Source organism: Streptomyces sp. NPDC032721, from assembly GCF_055579625.1.
The window spans coordinates 106,289-127,714 of record NZ_JBVIMX010000006.1; the positions used below are offsets into that span (position 1 = coordinate 106,289).

Below are 21,426 nucleotides of genomic sequence, written 5' to 3' on the forward strand. Positions count from 1 at the left end.
ACCAGGCAACCGGGCGGAATCTTCAACTCCGTTCTGACGCTGGCGAGTTGGTGCACAATTCCCTCCATGGTGATCGTGGGCCTGTTGGTCGCAGTTCTTGTCTTCGTCGTCGTTGTCGTCCTCCCCGCCGTACTCGCCCGGCGCCTCCTCGGCGTCCGCGCGGTCAGGTCCCGGGTCGTCCTCTCCGGGCTGGTCGCCGTCACCGCGTCCGGCGCGCTGGTCGGCCCCTACATGGCGAAGGACGGCGCCCCCCAGCCGATGTTCATCTCACTGATGGCCCTCGTCGGCGTCCTCATGTCGATGACCGTCCTCGTCGTCCTGGACCTGGTCCTCCCCACCGGCCTGCGCCCCCTCGGCCGCCTCCAGTCCCTGCGCGCCAGGATCGCCCGCGCCCGCCGCTACTCCGGCGTCCTGCGCATCGCCACCCGGCACGGCCTCGGCCCCTACCTCCGGGGCCGCAGGCACGCCGGCGACGTACGCGACGAACTCCTCGCGACGGAGCTGCGCCAGGCGCTCCAGGCCGGCGGCACCACCTTCGTGAAGCTCGGCCAGCTGATGTCGACCCGCCGCGACCTGCTCCCCGAGGTGTACGTCGAGGAGCTCAGCCGCCTCCAGGACCAGGTGCCGCCCGCCCCCTGGCCGGAGGTCGAGGCCACCCTCACCGCCGAGCTCGGCGCACCCGTCGCGGAAGTCTTCACCGAGTTCGACCGAAAACCGCTGGCAGCCGCCTCCATCGCCCAGGTGCACGCCGCCGTCCTCAGCGACGGCACCCCGGCGATAGTGAAGGTCCAGCGCCCCGGCATCCTGCCGCTCGTCGAGCGCGACCTCGACATCGTCGGCCGACTCGCCGCCGCCCTGCACACCCGTACCGACTGGGGCCGCGGCCTCGGCCTCACCGACCTGGCCCGCGGCTTCGCCGTGGCCCTGCGCGAGGAACTCGACTTCCGCGTCGAAGCCCGCAACATGAAGGCCGTCCGCGCCGCCTCGACAGCCCGCGCGGGCACCGCCGCGCTCACCGTCCCCGTACTGCACGAACACCTCTCCACCGAGCGCGTCCTGGTGATGAGCCGCATCGAGGGCACCCCCCTCGGCCAGGCCGTCCCCGACGACGCCGACCACGGAGCCCGGATCGCCCACGCCCTGCTGCACGCCCTCCTCGACCAGATCATGCTGGACGGCGTCTTCCACGCCGACCCGCACCCCGGCAACATCCTGCTCCAGGACGACGGCACCCCCGCCCTCCTCGACTTCGGCTCCGTCGGCCGCATCGACCCCGGACTGCGCGACTCCCTCGCCGGACTCTTCCTCGCCGTCGAGAGCGGCGAGGCGGCCGCCCTGTGCGACGCCCTCCTCGAAGTCACCGACCGCCCCGAGGACGTCGACGAACAGCAGCTGCAGCGCGCACTCGGCCGCTTCAGCGCCCGCCACCTCGGCCGGGGCTCGGCCCCCGACGTCACCATGTTCACCGAACTCTTCCGCCTGGTCGCCGACTTCCGCCTCGCCGTCCCCGCCGAAATGGCCGCCGTCTTCCGCGCCCTGGCCACCCTGGAAGGCACCCTCGTACGGCTCTCGCCCGGCTTCGACATGCTGGCCGCCGCCCGCACGTACGCCACCGAACAGTTCCAGGACCGGCTGGCCCCGCGCAGCGTCCGCGACACCGCCCAGCACGAACTGCTCGCCCTCCTGCCCGTGCTGCGCCGGCTGCCCCGCCGCCTCGACCGAATAAGCGGCAGTCTCGCCGAGGGCCGCCTCTCGATGAACGTCCGCCTGCTCGCCGACCCGCGCGACCGGCGCTTCGTGGGCGACCTGGTCGGCCGGGTGGTGCTCGCCGCCGTCGGCATCTTCCTCGGCGTGGCCGGCCTCCAACTGGTCGGCATGGAGGGCGGCCCGGCCATGAGCGAGAAGCTCAATCTGTACGGCCTCGTCGGCTTCCACCTGCTGGCCCTCTCGGCGGCGGTACTGCTGCGGACCGTGTACGTCGTCAGCCGACCGGCCCCCTGACCCGGCCCCCTGACCGGCACGTCCGCCACCCGCGTCATCTTCACGAGGGGCGCTGCGCAACCTGCCGGAAACCGTGTGGTGGGATGCTGGGGAGCCCCCAGTGTGTCCCGAGGCGTCGGAGCAGGCGGCCTGACCAGCAAGGATGGATGTGAAAATGGACAAGCAGCAGGAATTCGTGCTCCGTACGTTGGAGGAGCGGGACATCCGCTTCGTGCGCCTGTGGTTCACCGATGTGCTCGGCTTCCTGAAATCGGTCGCCGTGGCGCCGGCCGAGCTGGAGCAGGCCTTCGACGAGGGCATCGGGTTCGACGGCTCCGCCATCGAGGGCTTCGCCCGGGTCTACGAGTCGGACATGATCGCCAAGCCGGACCCCAGCACCTTCCAGATCCTCCCCTGGCGCGCCGAGGCCCCCGGTACGGCCCGGATGTTCTGCGACATCCTGATGCCCGACGGCTCGCCGTCCTTCGCCGACCCCCGCTACGTCCTCAAGCGCATCCTCAACAAGACCTCCGACCTCGGCTTCACCTTCTACACCCACCCCGAGATCGAGTTCTTCCTGCTCAAGGACAAGCCGCTGGACGGCTCCAAGCCGGTCCCCGCCGACAACTCCGGCTACTTCGACCACACCCCGCAGAACGTCGGCATGGACTTCCGCCGCCAGGCGATCACCATGCTCGAATCGATGGGCATCTCGGTCGAGTTCAGCCACCACGAGGGCGCCCCCGGCCAGCAGGAGATCGACCTGCGCTACGCCGACGCGCTCTCCACCGCCGACAACATCATGACCTTCCGCCTGGTCATGAAGCAGGTCGCGCTGGAGCAGGGCGTGCAGGCCACCTTCATGCCGAAGCCGTTCAGCGAGTTCCCCGGCTCGGGCATGCACACCCACCTCTCCCTCTTCGAGGGCGACCGCAACGCCTTCTACGAGTCGGGCGCCGAGTACCAGCTCTCCAAGGTCGGCCGTTCCTTCATCGCGGGGCTGCTCAAGCACGCCGCCGAGATCTCCGCCGTCACCAACCAGTGGGTCAACTCCTACAAGCGCATCTGGGGCGGCTCCGCGCGCACGGCGGGCTCCGGCGGCGAGGCCCCCTCGTACATCTGCTGGGGCCACAACAACCGCTCCGCCCTCATCCGCGTCCCCATGTACAAGCCCGGCAAGACGGGCTCCTCGCGGGTCGAGGTCCGGTCGATCGACTCGGGTGCGAATCCGTACCTGACGTACGCGGTGCTCCTGGCCGCAGGTCTCAAGGGCATCGAGGAGGGGTACGAGCTTCCGCCGGGCGCCGACGACGACGTGTGGGCGCTCTCGGACGCCGAGCGGCGCGCCATGGGCATCGAGCCGCTGCCGCAGAACCTCGGTGAGGCCATCGCCCTGATGGAGCGCAGCGAGCTGGTGGCCGAGACCCTCGGCGAGCACGTCTTCGACTTCTTCCTGAGGAACAAGAAGCAGGAGTGGGAGGAGTACCGCTCCGAGGTGACCGCGTTCGAGCTGCGGAAGAATCTGCCGGTGCTGTAGCGGCAGGCGCGTCGGGCCCTCGGCAAAAGTCGGTGCGGGGGGCCCGGCGCCCTGAGAGAGTGCCGGACATGGATCGATCACTCATGTCTCAACTGGCACACGCGCACCACCCCATCGCCTCGCCGCTCGACGTCGCCTCGCTGGAGCGGGTGCTTGCCCGCGCCCTCGACCGGGGCGGCGAGCGCATCCTCGACCTCGGCTGCGGGCAGGCCGAGTGGCTGATCATGGCGCTGGAAGCACACCCGGGCACCACCGCCGAGGGCGTCGACCTCGCGGGCAATGCCCTGGCCGAGGGCCGCAGGCAGGCCGACGCGCGGGGTGTCGGTGACCGGCTGGCTCTCCATGAGGCGGACGCCGCCGCCTTCGCGTCGGACGCCCCCTTCGACGTCGTCATCAGCTCCGGCTCCACACACGTCTTCGGCGGGCTGCTCGGCACTCTGGAGGCCGCGCACAAGCACCTCGCGCCCGGCGGGCGGGTCGTCATCGGTGACGCGTACTGGCTGGCCGAGCCCTCGTCCGAGGCGGTCGAGATGCTGGGGGAGTACGAGGACCTGGCCTCCACCGTCTACCGGATCACCGACGCCGGCTGGACCCCGGTCTACGGCCACCTCTCCACCCGCCACGAACTCGACGACTACGAGTGGAACTGGACGGGATCGCTGTCCGCCTGGGCCCTCGACCACCCGGACGACCCGGACAGCGCCGAGGCGCTCGCCAAGGCCGCTCTGCACCGGTCCGAGTGGCTGCGGGGCTACCGCGACAGCTTTGGCTTCCACACGCTGGTTCTGCGCCGCACGGAAGGCTGAGCCCACCGGGCCGGGTGGGCGGCCGGGGCTGCCTGCGGCGCCATTTCCCCTCCCCGCCCCTTCCCGAACTGGGGCTCCGCCCCAGACCCCAGGTGGCGGGCCCGGCCACGGCCGGTGGTCACAGTGCGGGTGTGTGCGTGGCTGGCCGCGCAGTTCCCCGCGCCCCTGAAGTACTCGTCGCTGACGGGCGCCGGGAGCTGTGTGGTGCTTGGCGCGAGTAGTCGGATTGGGGGCGCGGGGAACTGCGCGAGCAACCACACTCGACCCGCGGGTAACAACCCCTGGCCCCGCGGAGCGGTTTAGGTGAAGGGGCGGGGAGGGGCATCGCCCGCCGCAGGCGCGACACCGCCCAACGCTCCCAGCGCCACGCGGCGGCAGCCGCAGATTGAGCGCAGTGGGAAGGGGCGGGGAGGGGCACTGGTCCGCCGCAGGCGCGACCCGCCCCGCGCCCCTACGCCGCCCCGTAGAAGAGCTCCTCCACCACGCCCCGGGCCCGTCGGGTGATTCGTCGGTAGTCGTCCAGCATGTCCCCGACGTGGCCCGTGTCGTAACCCAAGTAGCGTCCCATCGCCGCCAGTTCGCGGCCGTCCGACGGGAAGGTGTCGCCGGCGCGGCCGCGTACCAGCATCACCCCGTTGCGCACCCGGCTCGCCAGGACCCACGCCTCGTCGAGGATGGCGGCCTCCTCGGTCGGGATCAGGCCCGCCGCGTGCGCGGCGGCCAGGGCCTCGCGGGTGCGGGTGGTGCGCAGGCCCGGTTCGGCCCAGCCGTGCTGCATCTGGAGGAGCTGGACCGTCCACTCCACGTCGCTCAGCCCGCCCCGGCCCAGCTTGGTGTGCAGGGTCGGGTCGGCGCCGCGCGGCATCCGCTCCGACTCCATGCGCGCCTTGAGGCGGCGGATCTCGCGGACCGCGTCCTCGCCCAGGCCCTCCACCGGGTAGCGGAGCGAGTCGATCAGGTCGATGAAGCGCTGCCCGAGGTCCGCGTCCCCGGCCATCGGGTACGCCCGCAGCAGCGCCTGGCTCTCCCAGACCAGCGACCAGCGCCGGTAGTACGCCTCGTACGACTTCAGGGTGCGGGCCAGGGGGCCGCTCTTGCCCTCCGGACGCAGATCCGCGTCGATGAGCAACGGCGGGTCAGCGGTGGGAAGTTGGAGGAGCCTGCGCATTTCGGAGACGACCTTGGCGGCGGCGCGCGAGGCCTCCTGTTCGTCGACGCCCTCGCGGGGCTCGTGCACGAACAGCACGTCCGCGTCGGAGCCGTAACCCAGCTCGTGCCCGCCGAAGCGGCCCATGCCGATCACCGCGAAACGGGTCGGCAGCTCGTCGCCCCACTGCTCGCGGACCGCCGCCCGCAGCGCCCCCGCGATCGTCGCCGCGTTCAGCGCGGTCACCGCGCCGCCGACCCGGTCGACCAGTGCGCCCGGGTCGGACTCGGCGGGACTCTCCTCCGTACCGTACGAGCCGATGATGTCGGCGGCGGTGGTACGGAACAGCTCCCGCCGCCGCACCCCGCGCGCGGCCGCCACCGCCGCCTCGGCCCCGTCCGCGCGGCCCACCGCGGCCAGCACCTCCTGCTCCAGGTGCTCGCGCCCGCGCGGGTTGAGGCCCTTGGGATCGCCGAGGATCGCCACCGCCTCCGGTGCGCGCAGCAGCAGGTCGGGGGCGAGGCGCCCGGCGGAGAGCACCCGGGCGAGGTTCTCCGCGGCGGCACCCTCGTCCCGCAGCAGCCGCAGGTACCAGGGCGTCTTGCCGAGCGCGTCCGACACCTTGCGGAAGCCGAGCAGGCCCGCGTCGGGGTCGGCGGAGTCGGCGAACCACCCCAGCAGCACGGGCAGCAGGGTCCGCTGGATGGCGGCCTTGCGGGTGACGCCCGAGGAGAGGGCCTCCAGGTGGCGCAGCGCGCCCACCGGGTCCGCGTACCCCAGCGCCTCCAGCCGCTGACCGGCCGCACGCGGGCTCAACCGGGTCTCGCCAGGGGCGAGTTGGGCGACCGCGTCGAGCAGCGGCCGGTAGAAGAGCTTCTCGTGGAGGCGTCGTACGACCGACGAATGACGCTTCCAGACGGCCTGCAGCTCGGTGACCGGCTCGCCGCGCAGCCCCAGCGAACGGCCCAGCCGCCGCAGGTCGGCCTCGGACTCCGGGACCAGGTGGGTGCGGCGCAGCCGGTAGAGCTGGATGCGGTGCTCCATCCGGCGCAGGAAGCGGTACGCCTCGTCGAGCTGGGCGGCGTCCGCCCGGCCCACGTACCCCCCGGCGGCCAGCGCCCGCAACGCCTCCAGTGTCGTACCGCTGTGCAGCGACGCGTCGCTGCGCCCGTGCACCAACTGCAGGAGCTGTACGGCGAATTCGACGTCCCGCAGCCCGCCGGGCCCCAGTTTCAGCTCGCGCTCCAGCTGTCCCGGCGGGATGTTGTCGACGACCCGGCGGCGCATCTTCTGCACGTCAGGAACGAAGTTCTCGCGCTCGGCGGCCTGCCACACCATGGGCGACAGGGCCTCGATGTACTCCTCGCCCAGGGCGAGGTCCCCGGCCACCGGGCGGGCCTTCAGCAGCGCCTGGAACTCCCAGGTCTTGGCCCACCGCTGGTAGTAGGCGACATGGCTGGACAGGGTGCGCACGAGGGGGCCGTTGCGGCCCTCGGGGCGCAGGTTGGCGTCGACCGGCCAGATGGTGCCCTCGACGGTGGTCTCCGAGCAGATCCGCATCAGGTGCGAGGCGAGCCGGGTCGCGGCCCGCATCGCCTTGTCCTCGTCGGCGCCGTCCACCGCCTCGCCGACGAAGATGACGTCGACGTCCGAGATGTAGTTCAGCTCGTGCCCGCCGCACTTGCCCATCGCGATCACCGCGAGGCGGCAGAGCGCGGCGTCGTCGGGGGCGGCCCGGCGGGCGATGGACAGCGCGGCGCGCAGGGTGGCCGTCGCGAGGTCGGCGAGCTCGGCGGCGGTCTCGGCGACGTCGGTCGTGCCGCACACGTCCCGTGCCGCGATCGACAGCAGGCACCGCCGGTAGGCGACCCGCAGCGCCACCGGATCCTCGGCGGCGGCGAGCCCGTGCTCGAACTCAGGCACCCCGGGGTGCAGGTCGGCGGCCTCGTACGTGAGCAGCGCGTGCCAGTCGCCGGGGTGCCGGGCGAGGTGGTCGGCGAGCGCCTCGGAGGCGCCCATGACGCCGAGCAGCCGGTCGCGCAGCGGCTTGGCGGAGACGAGGGTACGCAGGAACTCCTGCCGCTCCTCCTCGTCGGACTGTGCCTCCGCGAGCCGTACGAGGCCCAGCAGGGCGAGGTCGGGGTCGGCGGTCGCGCCGAGGGCGTCGAGGAGTACGGGATCGGTGCGGACGGAGGCGAGGGCGTCCTCGTGCAGGAGCCGTTCGGAGGTGGCGGGGTCGGTGAACCCGTGCCGGATGAGACGAGTGAAGGTGCTGCTACGGCGGCCTGGCACGGTCATTCGCGGTTCCCCGCCCTCTCGCTCGCTCACAGTGCACGGTACGACTGCCGATGTGCACGGTACGAGTCCGACCCTAGGCCCCGGCAGGCAGCAGGGCCCGGCCGCCGCCTCCCGTGCCGACCAGCTTGGGCAGCCGGTGGGGGAGCGAGCCGTACCAGGCGTAGGCGACCGCGTAGCCGAAGGCGAGGCAGAGCACGCCGCCGACCGCGTCGAGCCAGAAGTGGTTCGCGGTGGCCACGATGACGACCAGTGTCAGGGTGGGGTACAGCAGCCCCAGGACGCGGGCCCAGGGCGCCGACGCCAGGAAGAAGATCGTCAGGCCGGCCCAGGTGGACCACCCGATGTGCATCGAGGGCATCGCCGCGTACTGGTTCGTCATGTGCTTGAGGTCGCCGGACGCCATCGACCCCCAGGTGTGGTGCACCAGGACCGTGTCGACGAAGCCGCCCCCGTTCATCAGCCGGGGCGGCGCCAGCGGGTACAGGTAGTAGCCGACGAGGGCGACCCCCGTGGTGGCGAAGAGGATGGTCCGGGAGGCCGCGTACCGGCCGGGCTGCCACTTGAACAGCCACACCAGCACACCCAGGGTGACCAGGAAGTGCAGGGTCGCGTAGTAGTAGTTCATCGACACGATGAGCCAGGTCACCGAGTCGATGGCATGGTTGATCGACTTCTCGACGGCGATCCCGAGGTCCTGCTCGACCTTCCAGATCCAGTCGGCGTTGGCGAGCGCCTTCGCCTTCTGCTCGGGGACGGCGTTGCGGATCATCGAGTAGATCCAGTAGCTGACCGCGATCAGCAGGATCTCGAACCAGACGCGCGGCCGGCGGGGTGACCTGATGCGCCGGAGCAGCGAAGGACGGGCCGGTGAGGACCCCTCCCCGGTCACCGTGGGTGACGCAGTGGTGGCCCTGTGGCCTGCCTCGGTTCTCGTAGTCGCTTCACCCATGGGACGGAAGTCTGCCAGATCGTTATCCGGCACCGATCATCCTCGGGTGGGTTTAAGACCGGCCCGTATCCCCCTCAAGGACGAGGTCCCGAGGCGGTTGACCCCCGTACGACCAGCTCCGGCATGAAGACGAACTCGCTGTGCGGTGCGGGGGTCCCGCCGACCTCTTCGAGCAGGGCCCGGACCGCCGCCTGGCCCATCGCGGTGACCGGTTTGCGGATGGTGGTGAGCGGCGGGTCGGTGAACGCTATGAGGGGGGAGTCGTCGAAGCCGACCACCGACACGTCGCGCGGCACCTCCAGGCCCAGCCGCCGCGCCGCCCTTATCGCGCCGAGCGCCATCATGTCGCTGGCGCAGACCACGGCCGTGCAGCCCCGCTCGATCAGCGCGGAGGCGGCGGCCTGGCCGCCCTCCAGGGTGTAGAGGGAGTGCTGCACGAGATCGTCCGCCTCCTCGGCGGGCATTGCGTACCGCTCCAGCATGCTGGAGCGGAAGCCCTCGATCTTGCGGAGCACGGGCACGAACCGCTTCGGACCGACCGCAAGGCCTATCCGGGTGTGGCCGAGCGCCGCGAGGTGGGTGACCGCCAGGCGCATCGCCGCCCGGTCGTCCGGCGAGATGAACGGCGCCTGCACTTTCGGCGAGAAACCGTCGACGAGTACGAAGGGGACGCCCTGGGCCCGCAGCTGCTCGTAGCGCTGCATGTCGGCCGTGGTGTCCGCGTGCAGGCCGGAGACGAAGATGATGCCGGAGACGCCGCGCGCCACGAGCATCTCGGTGAGCTCGTCCTCGGTGGAGCCGCCGGGGGTCTGGGTGGCGAGCACCGGGGTGTAGCCCTGGCGGGTCAGCGCCTGGCCTATCACCTGGGCGAGCGCCGGGAAGATCGGGTTGTCGAGCTCGGGGGTTATCAGCCCGACGAGGCCGGCGCTGAGCCGGCGCAGCCGGACCGGCCGCTCGTACCCGAGGACGTCGAGTGCGGCGAGTACGGATTCGCGGGTGGCCGAGGCAACACCCGGCTTGCCGTTCAGGACCCGGCTGACCGTCGCTTCGCTGACCCCCGCCTGGGCTGCGATGTCGGCTAGCCGTGCGGTCATGACGTGGGACCTTACCGGGCGCATGTCAGATTGCCCACCAAGCACAGGAATCGGCCGGAAGGGTGACGGTTTCGCCGTCCGCCGCGAGACCGAAGGAGGACAGCAGGAGGCGTCCTGGGGTGGGGAGTTGAAGGGGTCCCGGCCCGGCGTTGAGGGTGCAGCGGAAGCCGGGCCGGACGAAGTCGAGCAGTTCGGGCGCTGACTGCTGCCACACCATCTCCCCGTCGCCGAGCCCCGGCAGCTCCCTGCGTACGGCGAGCGCCGCACGGTACAGCTCCAGGGTCGAGCCCGGGTCGCCGGTCTGGGCGGCCACGCTCCACCGCTGCCAGGAGTCCGGCTGCGGCAGCCAGCTGCCCGCCCGTCCCTCGCCGCTGCCGAAGCCGTACGGCGGCAGGTCCCCCGCCCACGGAATCGGTACGCGGCAGCCGTCGCGCAGCCCGTCCTGCCCGTCGCTGCGGAAGAAGGAGGGGTCCTGGCGGGCCGCGTCGGGCAGGTCGGTGACCTCGGGCAGCCCCAGTTCCTCGCCCTGGTAGAGGTACGTCGACCCGGGCAGGGCCAGCATCAGCAGCGCGGCGGCCCGCGCCCTGTGCAGACCGAGTCCGTGGTCGCCGGCGCCGTACCGGGTGAGGTGGCGGACCACGTCGTGGTTGGACAGCACCCAGGTGGTGGGGGCGCCGACCGAGCCGGTCGCGGCGAGCGAGGCGTCGACGACGGCGCGCATCGCCGCCGCGTCCCAGGGGCAGGTCAGGAACTGGAAGTTGAAGGCCTGGTGCAGTTCGTCGCCGCGCACGTACAGGGCGAGCCGCTCGGCGGAGGGCGCCCAGGCCTCGGCGACGCCGATGCGGTCACCGTCGTACGAGTCGAGCAGCCGCCGCCACTGCCGGTGGATGGCGTGCACCCCGTCCTGGTCGAAGAACGGCAGCACCTGGGAGCCGATCATCTTGGCCTGCTCGCGGGCCCCGATGTCGGGCATCGAGGGCGCCTTGACCATGCCGTGCGCGACGTCGACGCGGAAGCCGTCCACGCCGCGGTCCAGCCAGAACCGCAGGATCGAGTCGAACTCGGCGTGCACCGCCGGGTTTTCCCAGTTGAGGTCGGGCTGCTCGGGGGCGAAGAGGTGGAGGTACCAGTCGCCGGGGGTGCCGTCGGGGTCGGTGGTACGGGTCCAGGCCGGGCCGCCGAAGACGGACTCCCAGTCGTTCGGGGGGAGTTCGCCGTCGGCGCCCTTGCCGGGGCGGAAGTGGTAGAGGTCCCGCTCCGGGCCGCCCGCCAGGGCCGCGCGGAACCACTCGTGCGCGTCGGAGGTGTGGTTAGGCACCACGTCCATGATGATGCGCAGGCCCAACTCGTGGGCGGTGTCGATGAGTTCGGTCGCGTCCTGGAGGGTGCCGAAGAGCGGGTCGACGGCCCGGTAGTCGGCCACGTCGTAGCCGCCGTCCGCCTGGGGCGAGGCGTAGAAGGGGGTCAGCCACACCGCGTCCACGCCCAGCTCGGCCAGGTACGGCAGGTGTGTGCGGATACCGGGCAGATCCCCGACGCCGTCCCCATTGCTGTCGGCGAAGGACCGGACGTACACCTGATAGATGACGGCATCGCGCCACCACTGCGACGACCTGCCTTCGGGGGCGGAGGCGGAGGTGGAGGGGGCAGTGGTGGGGGAAGTGGTCCGGGGCGGGGCTGGGGGTGTCATGGCGCTTCCTTGCGTGCGTGTTCTCGTATCGGCAACTACGGGATCAACGCCGGTGCTCCTCGAAAGTAACAGCCTTGCAAGTTCTTGCGAAGGTCCGGACAACCGCCCCCGTGTGGCCGTTACAGGCCCTGCGACCTGCGCCGCAAGGGGTCCGACGGACATGGGCAGGACACGTGGATGTAACGATCTGCTCGCCTTGCAGAAATTTCTCGCAAACTCTTTCGGACTTCTTTCAGGCTTGTTACGTTCCCTCACAACCCGGCGCCGCGACGGAGCGGTACGGCACTTGAAGGAGTTCAGATGCGACGTGGCATAGCAGCCACCGCCCTGGTCGCGACCCTGGCGCTCGCGGCGACCGCTTGTGGCGGCGACAGTGACGGCGGCCAGACCAAGGGTTCGGGCGGCGAGCTCGCCGGCGAGGTCACCTGGTGGGACACCTCGACGGTCGGCAGTGAGGACAAGGTCTTCAAGAAGATCGCCGAGGACTTCAAGAAGAAGCACCCCAAGGTCACCGTCAAGTACGTCAACGTGCCCTTCGGCGACGCGCAGAACAAGTTCAAGAACGCCGCCCAGGCGGGCTCCGGCGCTCCTGACGTGATCCGCTCCGAGGTCGCCTGGACCCCCGACTTCGCGAACCTCGGCTACCTGGCCCCGCTGGACGGCACCACCGCCCTGAAGAACGAGGCCGACTTCCTCAAGCAGGCCGCGGCCTCGACGAAGTTCAAGGACAAGACCTACGCGGTCCCGCAGGTCATCGACTCCATGGGCATCTTCTACAACAAGAAGATGCTGAAGGACGCGGGCGTCGAGGTGCCGGGCACCATCGCCGAGCTGAAGGCGGCCGCCACCAAGATCAAGGAGAAGACCGGCAAGACCGGCATGTACCTGCGCGGCGACGACGCGTACTGGTTCCTCTCCTTCCTCTACGGCGAGGGCGGCGACCTGGTCGACGCCAAGAACAAGAAGATCACCGTCGACAACGAGGCCGGCGTCAAGGCCATGAAGGTCGCCAAGGACCTGGTGACCTCCGGCGCCGCCAAGACCGACGCCACCGACGGCTTCGACAACATGCAGAAGGCGTTCAAGTCGGGCGACGTCGCGATGATGATCAACGGCCCGTGGGCGATCGCCGACACCTACGCCGGTGACCAGTTCAAGGACAAGAGCAACCTGGGCATCGCCCCCGTCCCGGCAGGCTCGGCCGGTCAGGGCGCCCCGCAGGGCGGCCACAACCTCGCCGTCTACGCGGGCTCCAAGAACCTGGACGCCTCGTACGCCTTCGTCGAGTACATGAGCTCGCCCGAGGTCCAGGCCCAGGTCACCAAGGAGCTCAACCTGCTCCCGACCCGCACCTCGGTCTACTCCCAGCCGGACGTCGCCAAGAACGAGATCGTCACGTTCTTCAAGCCGGTCGTCGAGAAGGCCGTCGAGCGCCCGTGGATCCCGGAGACCGGCAGCCTGTTCGCCCCGCTGGTCACCGAGTACACCAAGGTCCTCACCGGACAGATCGAGCCCGAGGCGGGCGTGAAGAACACCGGTGACGCGTACCGCAAGCTGCTCAAGGGCTGGAGCTAGGAACCACCGATGACTGCTGCTGACACCGGCCGGTCGACGGGGAAGGCCGCGGGCGGGAACACCCCCGCCCGCGGCCGGAGCCGCGCAGACGGCCCGAGGGACACCACCGGCCACACCCCGGGACGCTTCCGGCGGTCCCTCTCCACCCACTGGTACGCCTGGACGATGGTCGCCCCCGTGGTGGTCGTCATCGGCGTCATCATCGGATACCCGCTGCTCCGGGGCATCTTCCTGTCGCTGACCAACGCCAACGAGGCGAACGTCGAGCGTTCCATCGGCGTCAACCACATGCCCGCGACCTACGAGTTCGTCGGCCTCGACAACTACGTCGACGCGCTCACCGGCAGCCAGTTCATCGCCACCCTCGGCTGGACGGTCCTGTGGACCGTCGCCTGTGTGTCGATCACCTTCGCGCTCGGCATGGCCCTGGCCAACATCCTCAACCGGAAGATCGCCGGCCGCGGTCTCTACCGGGTGATGCTGGTGCTGCCCTGGGCGGTCCCCGGCTTCGTCTCCGTCTTCGCCTGGCGCTTCCTCTACAACCAGGACAACGGGCTCCTCAACAAGATCCTCGCGGGCGGCGGCATCGACGCCGTGCCGTGGCTGAACGACCCGACCTGGGCCAAGTTCGCGGTGATCTCCGTGAACGTCTGGCTCGGCATCCCGTTCATGATGGTCGCCCTCCTCGGCGGGCTGCAGTCCATCCCCGGCGAGCTGTACGAGGCCGCAGAGATGGACGGCGCCTCGGCCTGGCAGCGGTTCCGGCACATCACGATGCCCGGCCTGCGCCCGGTCTCCACCACCGTCATCCTGCTCAGCACCATCTGGACCTTCAACATGTTCCCGGTGATCTTCCTGCTGACCAGGGGCGGACCCGGCGAGGCCACCCAGATTCTCGTCACCCAGGCGTACAAGTTCTCCTTCGAGATCAGCCCGCGCGACTTCGCGCAGTCGTCCACCTGGGGCGTCCTGATCCTCGTACTCCTGATGATCTTCGCCGCGGTCTACCGGCGAGTCCTCCGCAAGCAGGGAGAAGTCTGGTGACCACCGAGACGATGCTGAGCACGGGGCAGGCGGCCAACGTCCAGCGCCGCGACCGCCGTTCGCCCCTCGCGTCCTTCGGGCTGCACGCGACCCTGATCGTCGCGTCGGTCGTCGCGGTCTTCCCGGTGCTGTGGGTCCTGCTGACCTCGCTCAAGCCGGCGAAGTACGCGACCACCACGGACTTCGTCCGCGAGACGACGCTCGCCAACTACACGAGCCTGCTGAACGACACCCCGTTCCTCACCTGGTTCGGCAACTCGCTGCTCATCGCGGCGCTCTCGACCGTCATCGGCGTCTTCGTCTCGGCGACGACGGGCTATGCGATCAGCCGGTTCCGCTTCCCGGGCAAGCGCGGGCTGATGTGGACGCTGCTGGTCACCCAGATGTTCCCGGTCGCGGTCCTGATCGTGCCGATCTACAACATCATGGCGAAGCTGGGGCTGCTCAACCAGCCGATGGGCCTGGTGATCACCTACCTCACCATCTCGGTGCCCTTCTGCGCCTGGATGATGAAGGGCTTCTTCGACGGGATCCCGCAGGAGATCGACGAGTCGGGCCAGGTCGACGGCCTGACCCCGTTCGGCACCTTCTGGCGGCTGATCCTCCCGCTGGCCAAGCCCGGCCTGGCGGTCACCGCCTTCTACTCCTTCATCACCGCGTGGGGCGAGGTCGCGTACGCCTCGGCCTTCCTGGTCGGCGACGAGAACATGACCCTGGCGGGCGGCCTGCAGAAGTTCGTCAACCAGTACAGCAGCCAGTGGGGCCCGATGGCTGCCGCCTCGGTACTCATCGCCATCCCGGCGGGCATCGTCTTCATCTTCGCCCAACGCCACCTGGTCTCCGGAATGACCGCCGGCGCCACCAAGGGCTGACCCCGCCTCCTTGGGCGGCGGGGCCGCCCCCCGGGGGCGGGACGGGCGGGCAAGGGGGCGGCCCCCGGCGGAGCCGCACAACTCGCCCCCGCCCCACCTCCGCCCCCGCCCACCCGCCGGACCACCCCGCACCCGACCCCCTCACCTCCCAGACCACCCAGGGACGACATGACCCAGCACCTCGCTGCCCCTGCCACCCCCTCCACCCCCACCACCCCCTCCACCCCGGAGTGGTGGCGCGACGCGGTGATCTACCAGGTCTACCCCCGCAGCTTCGCCGACGGCAACGGCGACGGAATGGGCGACCTCCCCGGCATCCGCGCCCGCCTCCCGTACCTCCGCGACCTGGGCGTGGACGCCGTCTGGCTGAGCCCCTTCTACGCCTCCCCGCAGGCCGACGCCGGTTACGACGTCGCCGACTACCGGGCCATCGACCCCATGTTCGGCACCCTGCTCGACGCCGACGGCCTGATCCGCGACGCCCACGAACTGGGCCTGCGCATCATCACGGACGTCGTCCCCAACCACTCCTCCGACCAGCACGAGTGGTTCAAGCGCGCCCTCGCCGAAGGCCCGGGATCCGCCCTCCGCGACCGCTACCACTTCCGCCCCGGCAAGGGCGCCGACGGCGAACTCCCCCCGAACGACTGGGAGTCCGTCTTCGGCGGCCCGGCCTGGACCCGTACCACCGACCCCGACGGCACCCCCGGCGACTGGTACCTCCACCTCTTCGCCCCCGAGCAGCCCGACTTCAACTGGGAGCACCCGGCCGTCGCCGACGAGTTCCGCTCCATCCTCCGCTTCTGGCTGGACATGGGCGTCGACGGCTTCCGCATCGACGTGGCCCACGGTCTGGTCAAGGCCGAGGGCCTGCCCGACCTCGGCACCCACGACCAGCTCAAGCTGCTCGGCAACGACGTCATGCCCTTCTTCGACCAGGACGGCGTGCACGCCATCTACCGCGCCTGGCGGCAGATCCTCGACGAGTACCCGGGTCAGCGCATCGGCGTCGCCGAAGCCTGGACCCCCACCGTCGAGCGCACCGCGCACTACGTCCGCCCCGACGAGCTCCACCAGGCCTTCAACTTCCAGTACCTGGGCACCCACTGGGACGCCGATGCCCTGCGCGAGGTCATCGACTCCTCGCTCGCCGCGATGCGCCCGGTCGGCGCCCCGACCACCTGGGTCCTCTCCAACCACGACGTCACCCGGCACGCCACCCGCTTCGCCAACCCGCCGGGACTCGGCACCCAGATCCGCACCGCCGGCGACCGCGAGCTCGGCCTGCGCCGCGCCCGCGCCGCCACACTCCTGATGCTGGCCCTGCCGGGATCGGCGTACGTCTACCAGGGCGAGGAGCTCGGCCTGCCCGACGTCACCGACCTCCCCGACGAGGCCCGCCAGGACCCGTCCTTCTTCCGCGCGGCCGGCCAGGACGGCTTCCGCGACGGCTGCCGGGTGCCGATCCCCTGGACCGTGGAGGGCTCGTCGTACGGGTTCGGCGCGGGCGGCAGCTGGCTGCCGCAGCCCGACGGCTGGGGCGCCATGTCGGTGCAGGCCCAGCAGGGCGACCCGACGTCCACCCTGGAGCTCTACCGCTCCGCGCTCGCGGTGCGCCGCGAGCACCGGGGCCTGGGCGCGGGCACCGAGGTCCAGTGGCTCCAGGACGCCCCGAAGGGGGTGCTGTCCTTCGCCCGCGACGGTTTCGTCTGCACGGCCAACACCACCGGCGCGCCGGTCCGCATCGCCGCACCCGGCCGCGTACTGCTCGCCTCGGACGAAGTGACGCTCACCGAGGGCGAGCTGACCCTGCCCGCCGACACCACCGTCTGGTGGGCCGTGTGACCGTTCCCGAGCCGAGGGGCGGCGGCTCACCCGTCGCCGCCCCCCGACTGGCCCACCTCGCCGCGCAGGCCAAGGTCAGCGAGGCGACGGTCAGCCGCGTCCTCAACGGCAAGGCGGGCGTCGCGGAAGCCACCCGCAACCGGGTCCTGGCCGCCCTCGACGTGCTCGGCTACGAACGCCCGACCCGGCTGCGCCAGCGCAGCGCGGGCCTGGTCGGGCTGGTCATTCCGGAGCTGACGAACCCGATCTTCCCGGCGTTCGCCCAGGTCGTGGAACAGGTCCTGGCGGGCCGCGGCTACACCCCGGTCCTGTGCACCCAGATGCCCGGCGGCTCCGTCGAGGACGAACTCGTCGAGCAGCTGGTGGAGCGGGGCGTGGACGGAATCGTCTTCCTCTCCGGGCTGCACGCCGACCTGTCCGCCGACCCGGCGCGCTACGCGGCGCTGTCCGCACGCGGTGTCCCGTACGTCCTGATCAACGGCTACAACCCGGCGATCAGCGCCCCCTTCGTCTCACCGGACGACCACGCGGCGGTCCGCATGGCGGTCACCCACCTCACCGAACTGGGCCACCGCAAGGTCGGCCTCGCGGTCGGCCCGGCCCGCTTCGTGCCCTCCCACCGCAAGCGCGAGGGGTTCATCGAGGCGACGGGCTCCCCGGACCTGGTCCAGCACACCCTGTTCAGCGTGGAGGGCGGCCAGGTGGCCGCCGGTGCCCTGCTCGACGCGGGCTGCACGGGCATCGTCTGCGGCAGCGACATGATGGCGCTCGGCGTCATCCGCGCGGCCCGCGACCGAGGGCTGCGGGTACCGCAGGACGTCTCGGTGGTCGGCTACGACGACTCGCCGCTGATCCCCTTCACGGACCCGCCGCTGACCACGGTCCGCCAGCCGGTCCAGGCGATGGCGACGGCCGCGGTGGGGGCGCTGCTGGAGGAGATCGGCGGGAATCCGGTGCAGCACACGGAGTTCGTGTTCCAGCCGGAGCTGGTGGTACGGGGGTCCACGGGGCACGCGCGGGGGTGAGCGCGGGGACTGTCAGCAGACCGTGCCGGGGGCGGCGGCCGTGGCCCGCAGCAGGTCCCGCACCAGGCCGTAGTCGATGTGCTCCGGCTTGCGGAAGCGCAGACAGCCCTTGCCCATGTCCTGCGCCGCGAGCCGCTCGGTGAGGGCGTCCCCGCGGCCCTGGGACTGCTCGGACTGCTCGGTCAGGTAGTCGTCGACGTTGTCCGCCTTGCTCTGCACCATGCGGGGAGAGTAGCCCGGCCCGGCTGCGGCGGGGGTGCGGGCACGGCGTAACGTGCCTTCCCGCGCGGAGCGCGACGGGAGTACGAGGGGGGCACGAGGGGGAGCATGAGGACGGCCGTCGGTTCACCGGAGAGCCGCACCAGGCTGTGGCAAGTCGCGGGATTCCGGCGGTTCGTGGCGGCGAACCTCATCTCGGCGACCGGGTCCGCGATGGCCCCCCTCGCCCTGGCCTACTCGGTCATCGAGCGGGGCGGCGGGGCCGGTTCGCTGGGCCTCGTACTGGCCGCGAACACGGTGCCGACCGTGGTGTTCCTCCTGGCGGGCGGGGTGCTCGCGGACCGGCTCTCGCGCAGCCGGATCCTCTTCCTGGGCAACCTCCTGGCCGCCCTCGCACAGGGCGCGCTGGCGCTGACGGTGGCCACCGGCCACGCGACCACGACCTCGATCGCGGTGTGCGGCTTCGTATCGGGGGCCGCGGCGGCCTTCACCGGGCCCGCGGCGCAGGGTGCCGTGGCGCAGATCGTCCCGGCGGAACACCTCCAGCGGGCCAACGCGTTCCTGCGGCTGCCGACCAACGCGGTCAAGGTGGCCGGTCCGGCCGTCGGCGGCATCGTGATCGCCGTGAGCGGTGCGGCCTGGGCGCTGGCCTGGGACGCCCTCACCTTCGCCGTCGCGGCCGTACTGCTGCTCGGCCTGCGGCTGGACGCCATGCCCGCCCGCGGCGGCGTGCTGTCCGACCTGCGCGAGGGTTGGTCCGGCTTCCGCTCGCGCACCTGGCTGTGGACGTACACCCTGTCCGGGACGCTGCTGGTCGCGGCGTGGCTGGCGGGCTTCCAGCTGCTCGGGCCGCTGGTGGCCGAGCAGCGGTACGCGGGAGCGCGCGACTGGGGCCTGGTCCAGGCGGCGTTCACGGGCGGGCTGCTGGCCGGGACCCTCGTGTGCCTGCGCTGGAAGCCGTACCGGCTGCTGGTGGTCGCGGTGGCGGCGGGCGGCGGGCTGGCGCTGCCACTGACCGCGCTGGGGCTGGAACTCCCGCTGCCGGTCGTGCTGTTGACTGCCCTGGTGGCGGGCATCGCGCTGGACATCGGGGTGGTGGCGTGTCACACCGCGTTCCAGCAGCACGTCCCGCAGCCGGAGCAGGGGCGGATGAGTGCCTTCAACGGTGCCGGAGAGCGACTGGCCATTCCGCTGGGCTATCTCGTCGTGGCGCTGGCCGCCGACGGGTGGGAGCGGTCGACGGTGCTGCTGACCTGCGCGGCCCTGATCGCGCTCGCGGTCGCGGCCAACCTGTGCGTGCCGGCCGCGTACCGCGTCAACCGGTGCACACCGGAGTCCGTCGGTTAGGTCCGGACCTGCCCTGACCTGCCCGTTCAATTCGAACAACTGCTGCTGTCCAAAGGGTTGACCGCCCTTACCCCTCCTCGTAGCGTCACTCCGCAAGAAGTTCCGGATTCTTGCAGCAAGAACATTCAGCAAGAACATTCAGGAACGTTCCAGGGCGCGGCGGGACCCGCGCCCGAGCCGCCCCCACCACCTCCCCCCATGCAGGAGGAACACCCATGACCCGCAGCAGACTGCTGTCCGCCGCCTCCGCCCTCGTGGCCGGTGCCGCGACCTTCCTCGTCGGCCCGGCCGCTCCCGCTGCGCAGGCCGCCCCGCCCGGCGGGAAGGACGTCACCGCCGTCCTCTTCGAGTGGAGGTTCAGCTCGGTGGCCAAGGCCTGCACCGACCGGCTGGGGCCCGCCGGATACGGGTACGTGCAGGTCTCGCCGCCGCAGGAGCGGATCCAGGGCGCGCAGTGGTGGACCGCCTACCAGCCGGTCAGCTACCGGATCGCGGGTCCGCTCGGGGACCGGACGGCCTTCAAGGCCATGGTCGACACCTGCCACGCCGCCGGGGTCAAGGTGGTCGCCGACTCCGTCATCAACCACATGGCGGCGGGCGACGGGACGGGCACGGGCGGCTCCTCGTACACCAAGTACGGCTACCCCGGCCTGTACTCGGGCGCCGACATGGACGACTGCCGGTCCCAGATCAGCAACTACCGGGACCGGGCCAACGTCCAGAACTGCGAACTCGTCGGACTCGCCGACCTCGACACGGGCGAGGAGTACGTCCGCACCAGGATCGCCGGATACCTCAACGACCTGCTCTCGCTCGGCGTCGACGCGTTCCGGATAGACGCGGCCAAGCACATGCCCGCCGCCGACCTCGCCGCCATCAAGAGCAAGCTGACCAACCCCCAGGTCCACTGGAAGCAGGAGGCGATCCACGGCGACGGCGAGGCGGTCTCCCCGTCCGAGTACCTCGGCAACGGTGACGTCCAGGAGTTCCGCTACGGGCGGGGCCTCAAGTCCGCCTTCCAGGGCGGGAGTCTGGCGAGCCTCAAGAACTTCGGGGAGGGCTGGGGGTTCATGGAGTCGGGGAAGTCCGCGGTCTTCGTCGACAACCACGACACCGAGCGCGGCGGTGACACCCTCAACTACAAGGCGGGCAGCGCCTACACCCTCGCCAACGTCTTCATGCTGGCCTGGCCCTACGGGGCGCCCGACGTGCATTCCGGTTACGAGTGGAGCGACAAGGACGCCGGAGCGCCCAAGGGCGGTCAGGTCGACGCCTGTTACGCCGACGGGTGGAAGTGCCAGCACGACTGGCGCGAGGTGGCCTCCATGGTCGGCTTCCGCAACACCGCCCGGGGCCAGGTCGTCACCCACTGGTGGGACAACGGCGGCAACCAGATCGCCTTCGGCCGGGGCGACAAGGCGTACGTCGCCCTCAACCACGACGGTGCCACCCTCAGCCGCACCTTCCAGACCGGACTCGCGGCGGGCGACTACTGCGACGTCCAGAGCGGGCGCGCGGTGAGCGTCAACGGGAGCGGCCAGTTCACGGCGAGCATCCCGGCCGGCACCGCCGTCGCCCTGCACACCGGCGCCCGTACCTGCAAGAGCACCGAGACGGGTGGTTCGGGCGCCACCTTCGGCGTCACGGCCACCACCGCCCCCGGGCAGAACATCCACGTCGTCGGCGACCAGAGCGCCCTCGGCAACTGGAACCCGGCCGCCGCACCCAAGCTGGACCCCGCCTCGTACCCCGTCTGGAAGGGCGAGGTGACACTGCCCGCCGGGACCGCCTTCGCCTACAAGTACGTCCGCAAGGACGCCGCGGGGAACGTCACCTGGGAGAGCGGCACCAACCGCACCGCGACCGTCCCGGCCACCGGCCGCGTCACCCTGACCGGCGCCACCTTCCGCCCGTAACCAAGCCGAGCCCGGCCGAGCCGAGTTCAGCCGACCCGAGCCGAGCCCGGCCGAGCCGAGTCCAACCGAGCCGTCGCCCAGC

General features: G+C 71.2%; 14 protein-coding genes and 1 pseudogene. 10 read left to right on the top strand and 5 right to left on the bottom strand.

Features of this window, described 5'->3' with window-relative positions; genetic code table 11:
• The first annotated feature begins 66 nt into the window (after positions 1-66).
• The 3 genes from ACZ5PB_RS14675 (at position 67) to ACZ5PB_RS14685 (ending at position 4,323) form a co-directional block, all read left to right on the top strand.
• Positions 67-2,001 (top strand): ABC1 kinase family protein, encoded by a 1,935-nt coding sequence (locus ACZ5PB_RS14675; protein WP_468691084.1) that lies wholly within the window; start codon positions 67-69, stop codon positions 1,999-2,001.
• Positions 2,002-2,155: 154 nt separating this feature from the next.
• Positions 2,156-3,517 carry a glutamine synthetase family protein gene (locus ACZ5PB_RS14680; protein WP_189821854.1) on the top strand — a complete coding sequence of 454 codons (1,362 nt, stop codon included), beginning with the start codon at positions 2,156-2,158 and terminating at the stop codon, positions 3,515-3,517.
• 68 nt (positions 3,518-3,585) lie between these two features.
• Positions 3,586-4,323 carry an SAM-dependent methyltransferase gene (locus tag ACZ5PB_RS14685; RefSeq protein WP_468691087.1) on the top strand — a complete coding sequence of 246 codons (738 nt, stop codon included), beginning with the start codon at positions 3,586-3,588 and terminating at the stop codon, positions 4,321-4,323.
• A 451-nt stretch (positions 4,324-4,774) separates the two neighbouring features.
• On the opposite strand, the gene ACZ5PB_RS14690 is transcribed toward ACZ5PB_RS14685, so the two are convergent.
• The 4 genes from ACZ5PB_RS14690 to ACZ5PB_RS14705 form a co-directional block, all read right to left on the bottom strand.
• Positions 4,775-7,768, bottom strand: coding sequence for a bifunctional [glutamine synthetase] adenylyltransferase/[glutamine synthetase]-adenylyl-L-tyrosine phosphorylase (locus ACZ5PB_RS14690; RefSeq protein ID WP_468691089.1), 2,994 nt, complete (start codon positions 7,766-7,768; stop codon positions 4,775-4,777).
• A gap of 73 nt (positions 7,769-7,841) precedes the next feature.
• The gene (locus ACZ5PB_RS14695; RefSeq protein WP_468691091.1) at positions 7,842-8,717 is read right to left on the bottom strand and encodes a phosphatase PAP2 family protein; all 876 of its coding nucleotides are present in this window, start codon (positions 8,715-8,717) and stop codon (positions 7,842-7,844) included.
• A gap of 74 nt (positions 8,718-8,791) precedes the next feature.
• Positions 8,792-9,811 carry a LacI family DNA-binding transcriptional regulator gene (locus ACZ5PB_RS14700; RefSeq protein ID WP_468691093.1) on the bottom strand — a complete coding sequence of 340 codons (1,020 nt, stop codon included), beginning with the start codon at positions 9,809-9,811 and terminating at the stop codon, positions 8,792-8,794.
• Positions 9,812-9,836: 25 nt separating this feature from the next.
• Positions 9,837-11,501 carry a glycoside hydrolase family 13 protein gene (locus ACZ5PB_RS14705; protein ID WP_468691095.1) on the bottom strand — a complete coding sequence of 555 codons (1,665 nt, stop codon included), beginning with the start codon at positions 11,499-11,501 and terminating at the stop codon, positions 9,837-9,839.
• Positions 11,502-11,801: 300 nt separating this feature from the next.
• Here ACZ5PB_RS14705 and ACZ5PB_RS14710 point away from each other — a divergent pair, with 300 nt between their 5' ends.
• The 5 genes from ACZ5PB_RS14710 (at position 11,802) to ACZ5PB_RS14730 (ending at position 17,862) form a co-directional block, all read left to right on the top strand.
• On the top strand, positions 11,802-13,076 hold the full coding sequence (locus ACZ5PB_RS14710; protein ID WP_468691096.1) for an extracellular solute-binding protein: 1,275 nt from the start codon (positions 11,802-11,804) through the stop codon (positions 13,074-13,076).
• 9 nt (positions 13,077-13,085) lie between these two features.
• Complete coding sequence (locus ACZ5PB_RS14715) at positions 13,086-14,120, top strand: carbohydrate ABC transporter permease (protein ID WP_468691098.1); 1,035 nt, start codon at positions 13,086-13,088, stop codon at positions 14,118-14,120.
• An 11-nt stretch (positions 14,121-14,131) separates the two neighbouring features.
• A complete protein-coding gene (locus ACZ5PB_RS14720; protein WP_468691534.1) occupies positions 14,132-14,992 on the top strand; it encodes a sugar ABC transporter permease in 861 nt (286 codons plus the stop codon).
• A 168-nt stretch (positions 14,993-15,160) separates the two neighbouring features.
• Positions 15,161-16,837, top strand: a complete 1,677-nt coding sequence (locus ACZ5PB_RS14725; protein WP_468691100.1) for a glycoside hydrolase family 13 protein — start codon at positions 15,161-15,163, stop codon at positions 16,835-16,837.
• On the top strand, positions 16,822-17,862 hold the full coding sequence (locus tag ACZ5PB_RS14730; protein WP_468691536.1) for a LacI family DNA-binding transcriptional regulator: 1,041 nt from the start codon (positions 16,822-16,824) through the stop codon (positions 17,860-17,862). Before ACZ5PB_RS14725 ends, ACZ5PB_RS14730 begins: the two co-directional genes overlap by 16 nt.
• Before the next feature lie 12 nt (positions 17,863-17,874).
• On the opposite strand, the pseudogene ACZ5PB_RS14735 reads toward ACZ5PB_RS14730, so the two are convergent.
• A pseudogene (locus tag ACZ5PB_RS14735) lies at positions 17,875-18,012 on the bottom strand (DUF1801 domain-containing protein); the annotation flags it as partial.
• Between the two features lie 177 nt (positions 18,013-18,189).
• On the opposite strand from ACZ5PB_RS14735, the gene ACZ5PB_RS14740 reads away from it, so the two are divergent.
• Both ACZ5PB_RS14740 and ACZ5PB_RS14745 read left to right on the top strand, forming a co-directional pair.
• Positions 18,190-19,428 carry an MFS transporter gene (locus tag ACZ5PB_RS14740; RefSeq protein ID WP_468691102.1) on the top strand — a complete coding sequence of 413 codons (1,239 nt, stop codon included), beginning with the start codon at positions 18,190-18,192 and terminating at the stop codon, positions 19,426-19,428.
• Positions 19,429-19,643: 215 nt separating this feature from the next.
• Positions 19,644-21,344, top strand: a complete 1,701-nt coding sequence (locus ACZ5PB_RS14745; RefSeq protein ID WP_468691104.1) for a carbohydrate-binding module family 20 domain-containing protein — start codon at positions 19,644-19,646, stop codon at positions 21,342-21,344.
• Positions 21,345-21,426 lie beyond the last annotated feature (82 nt).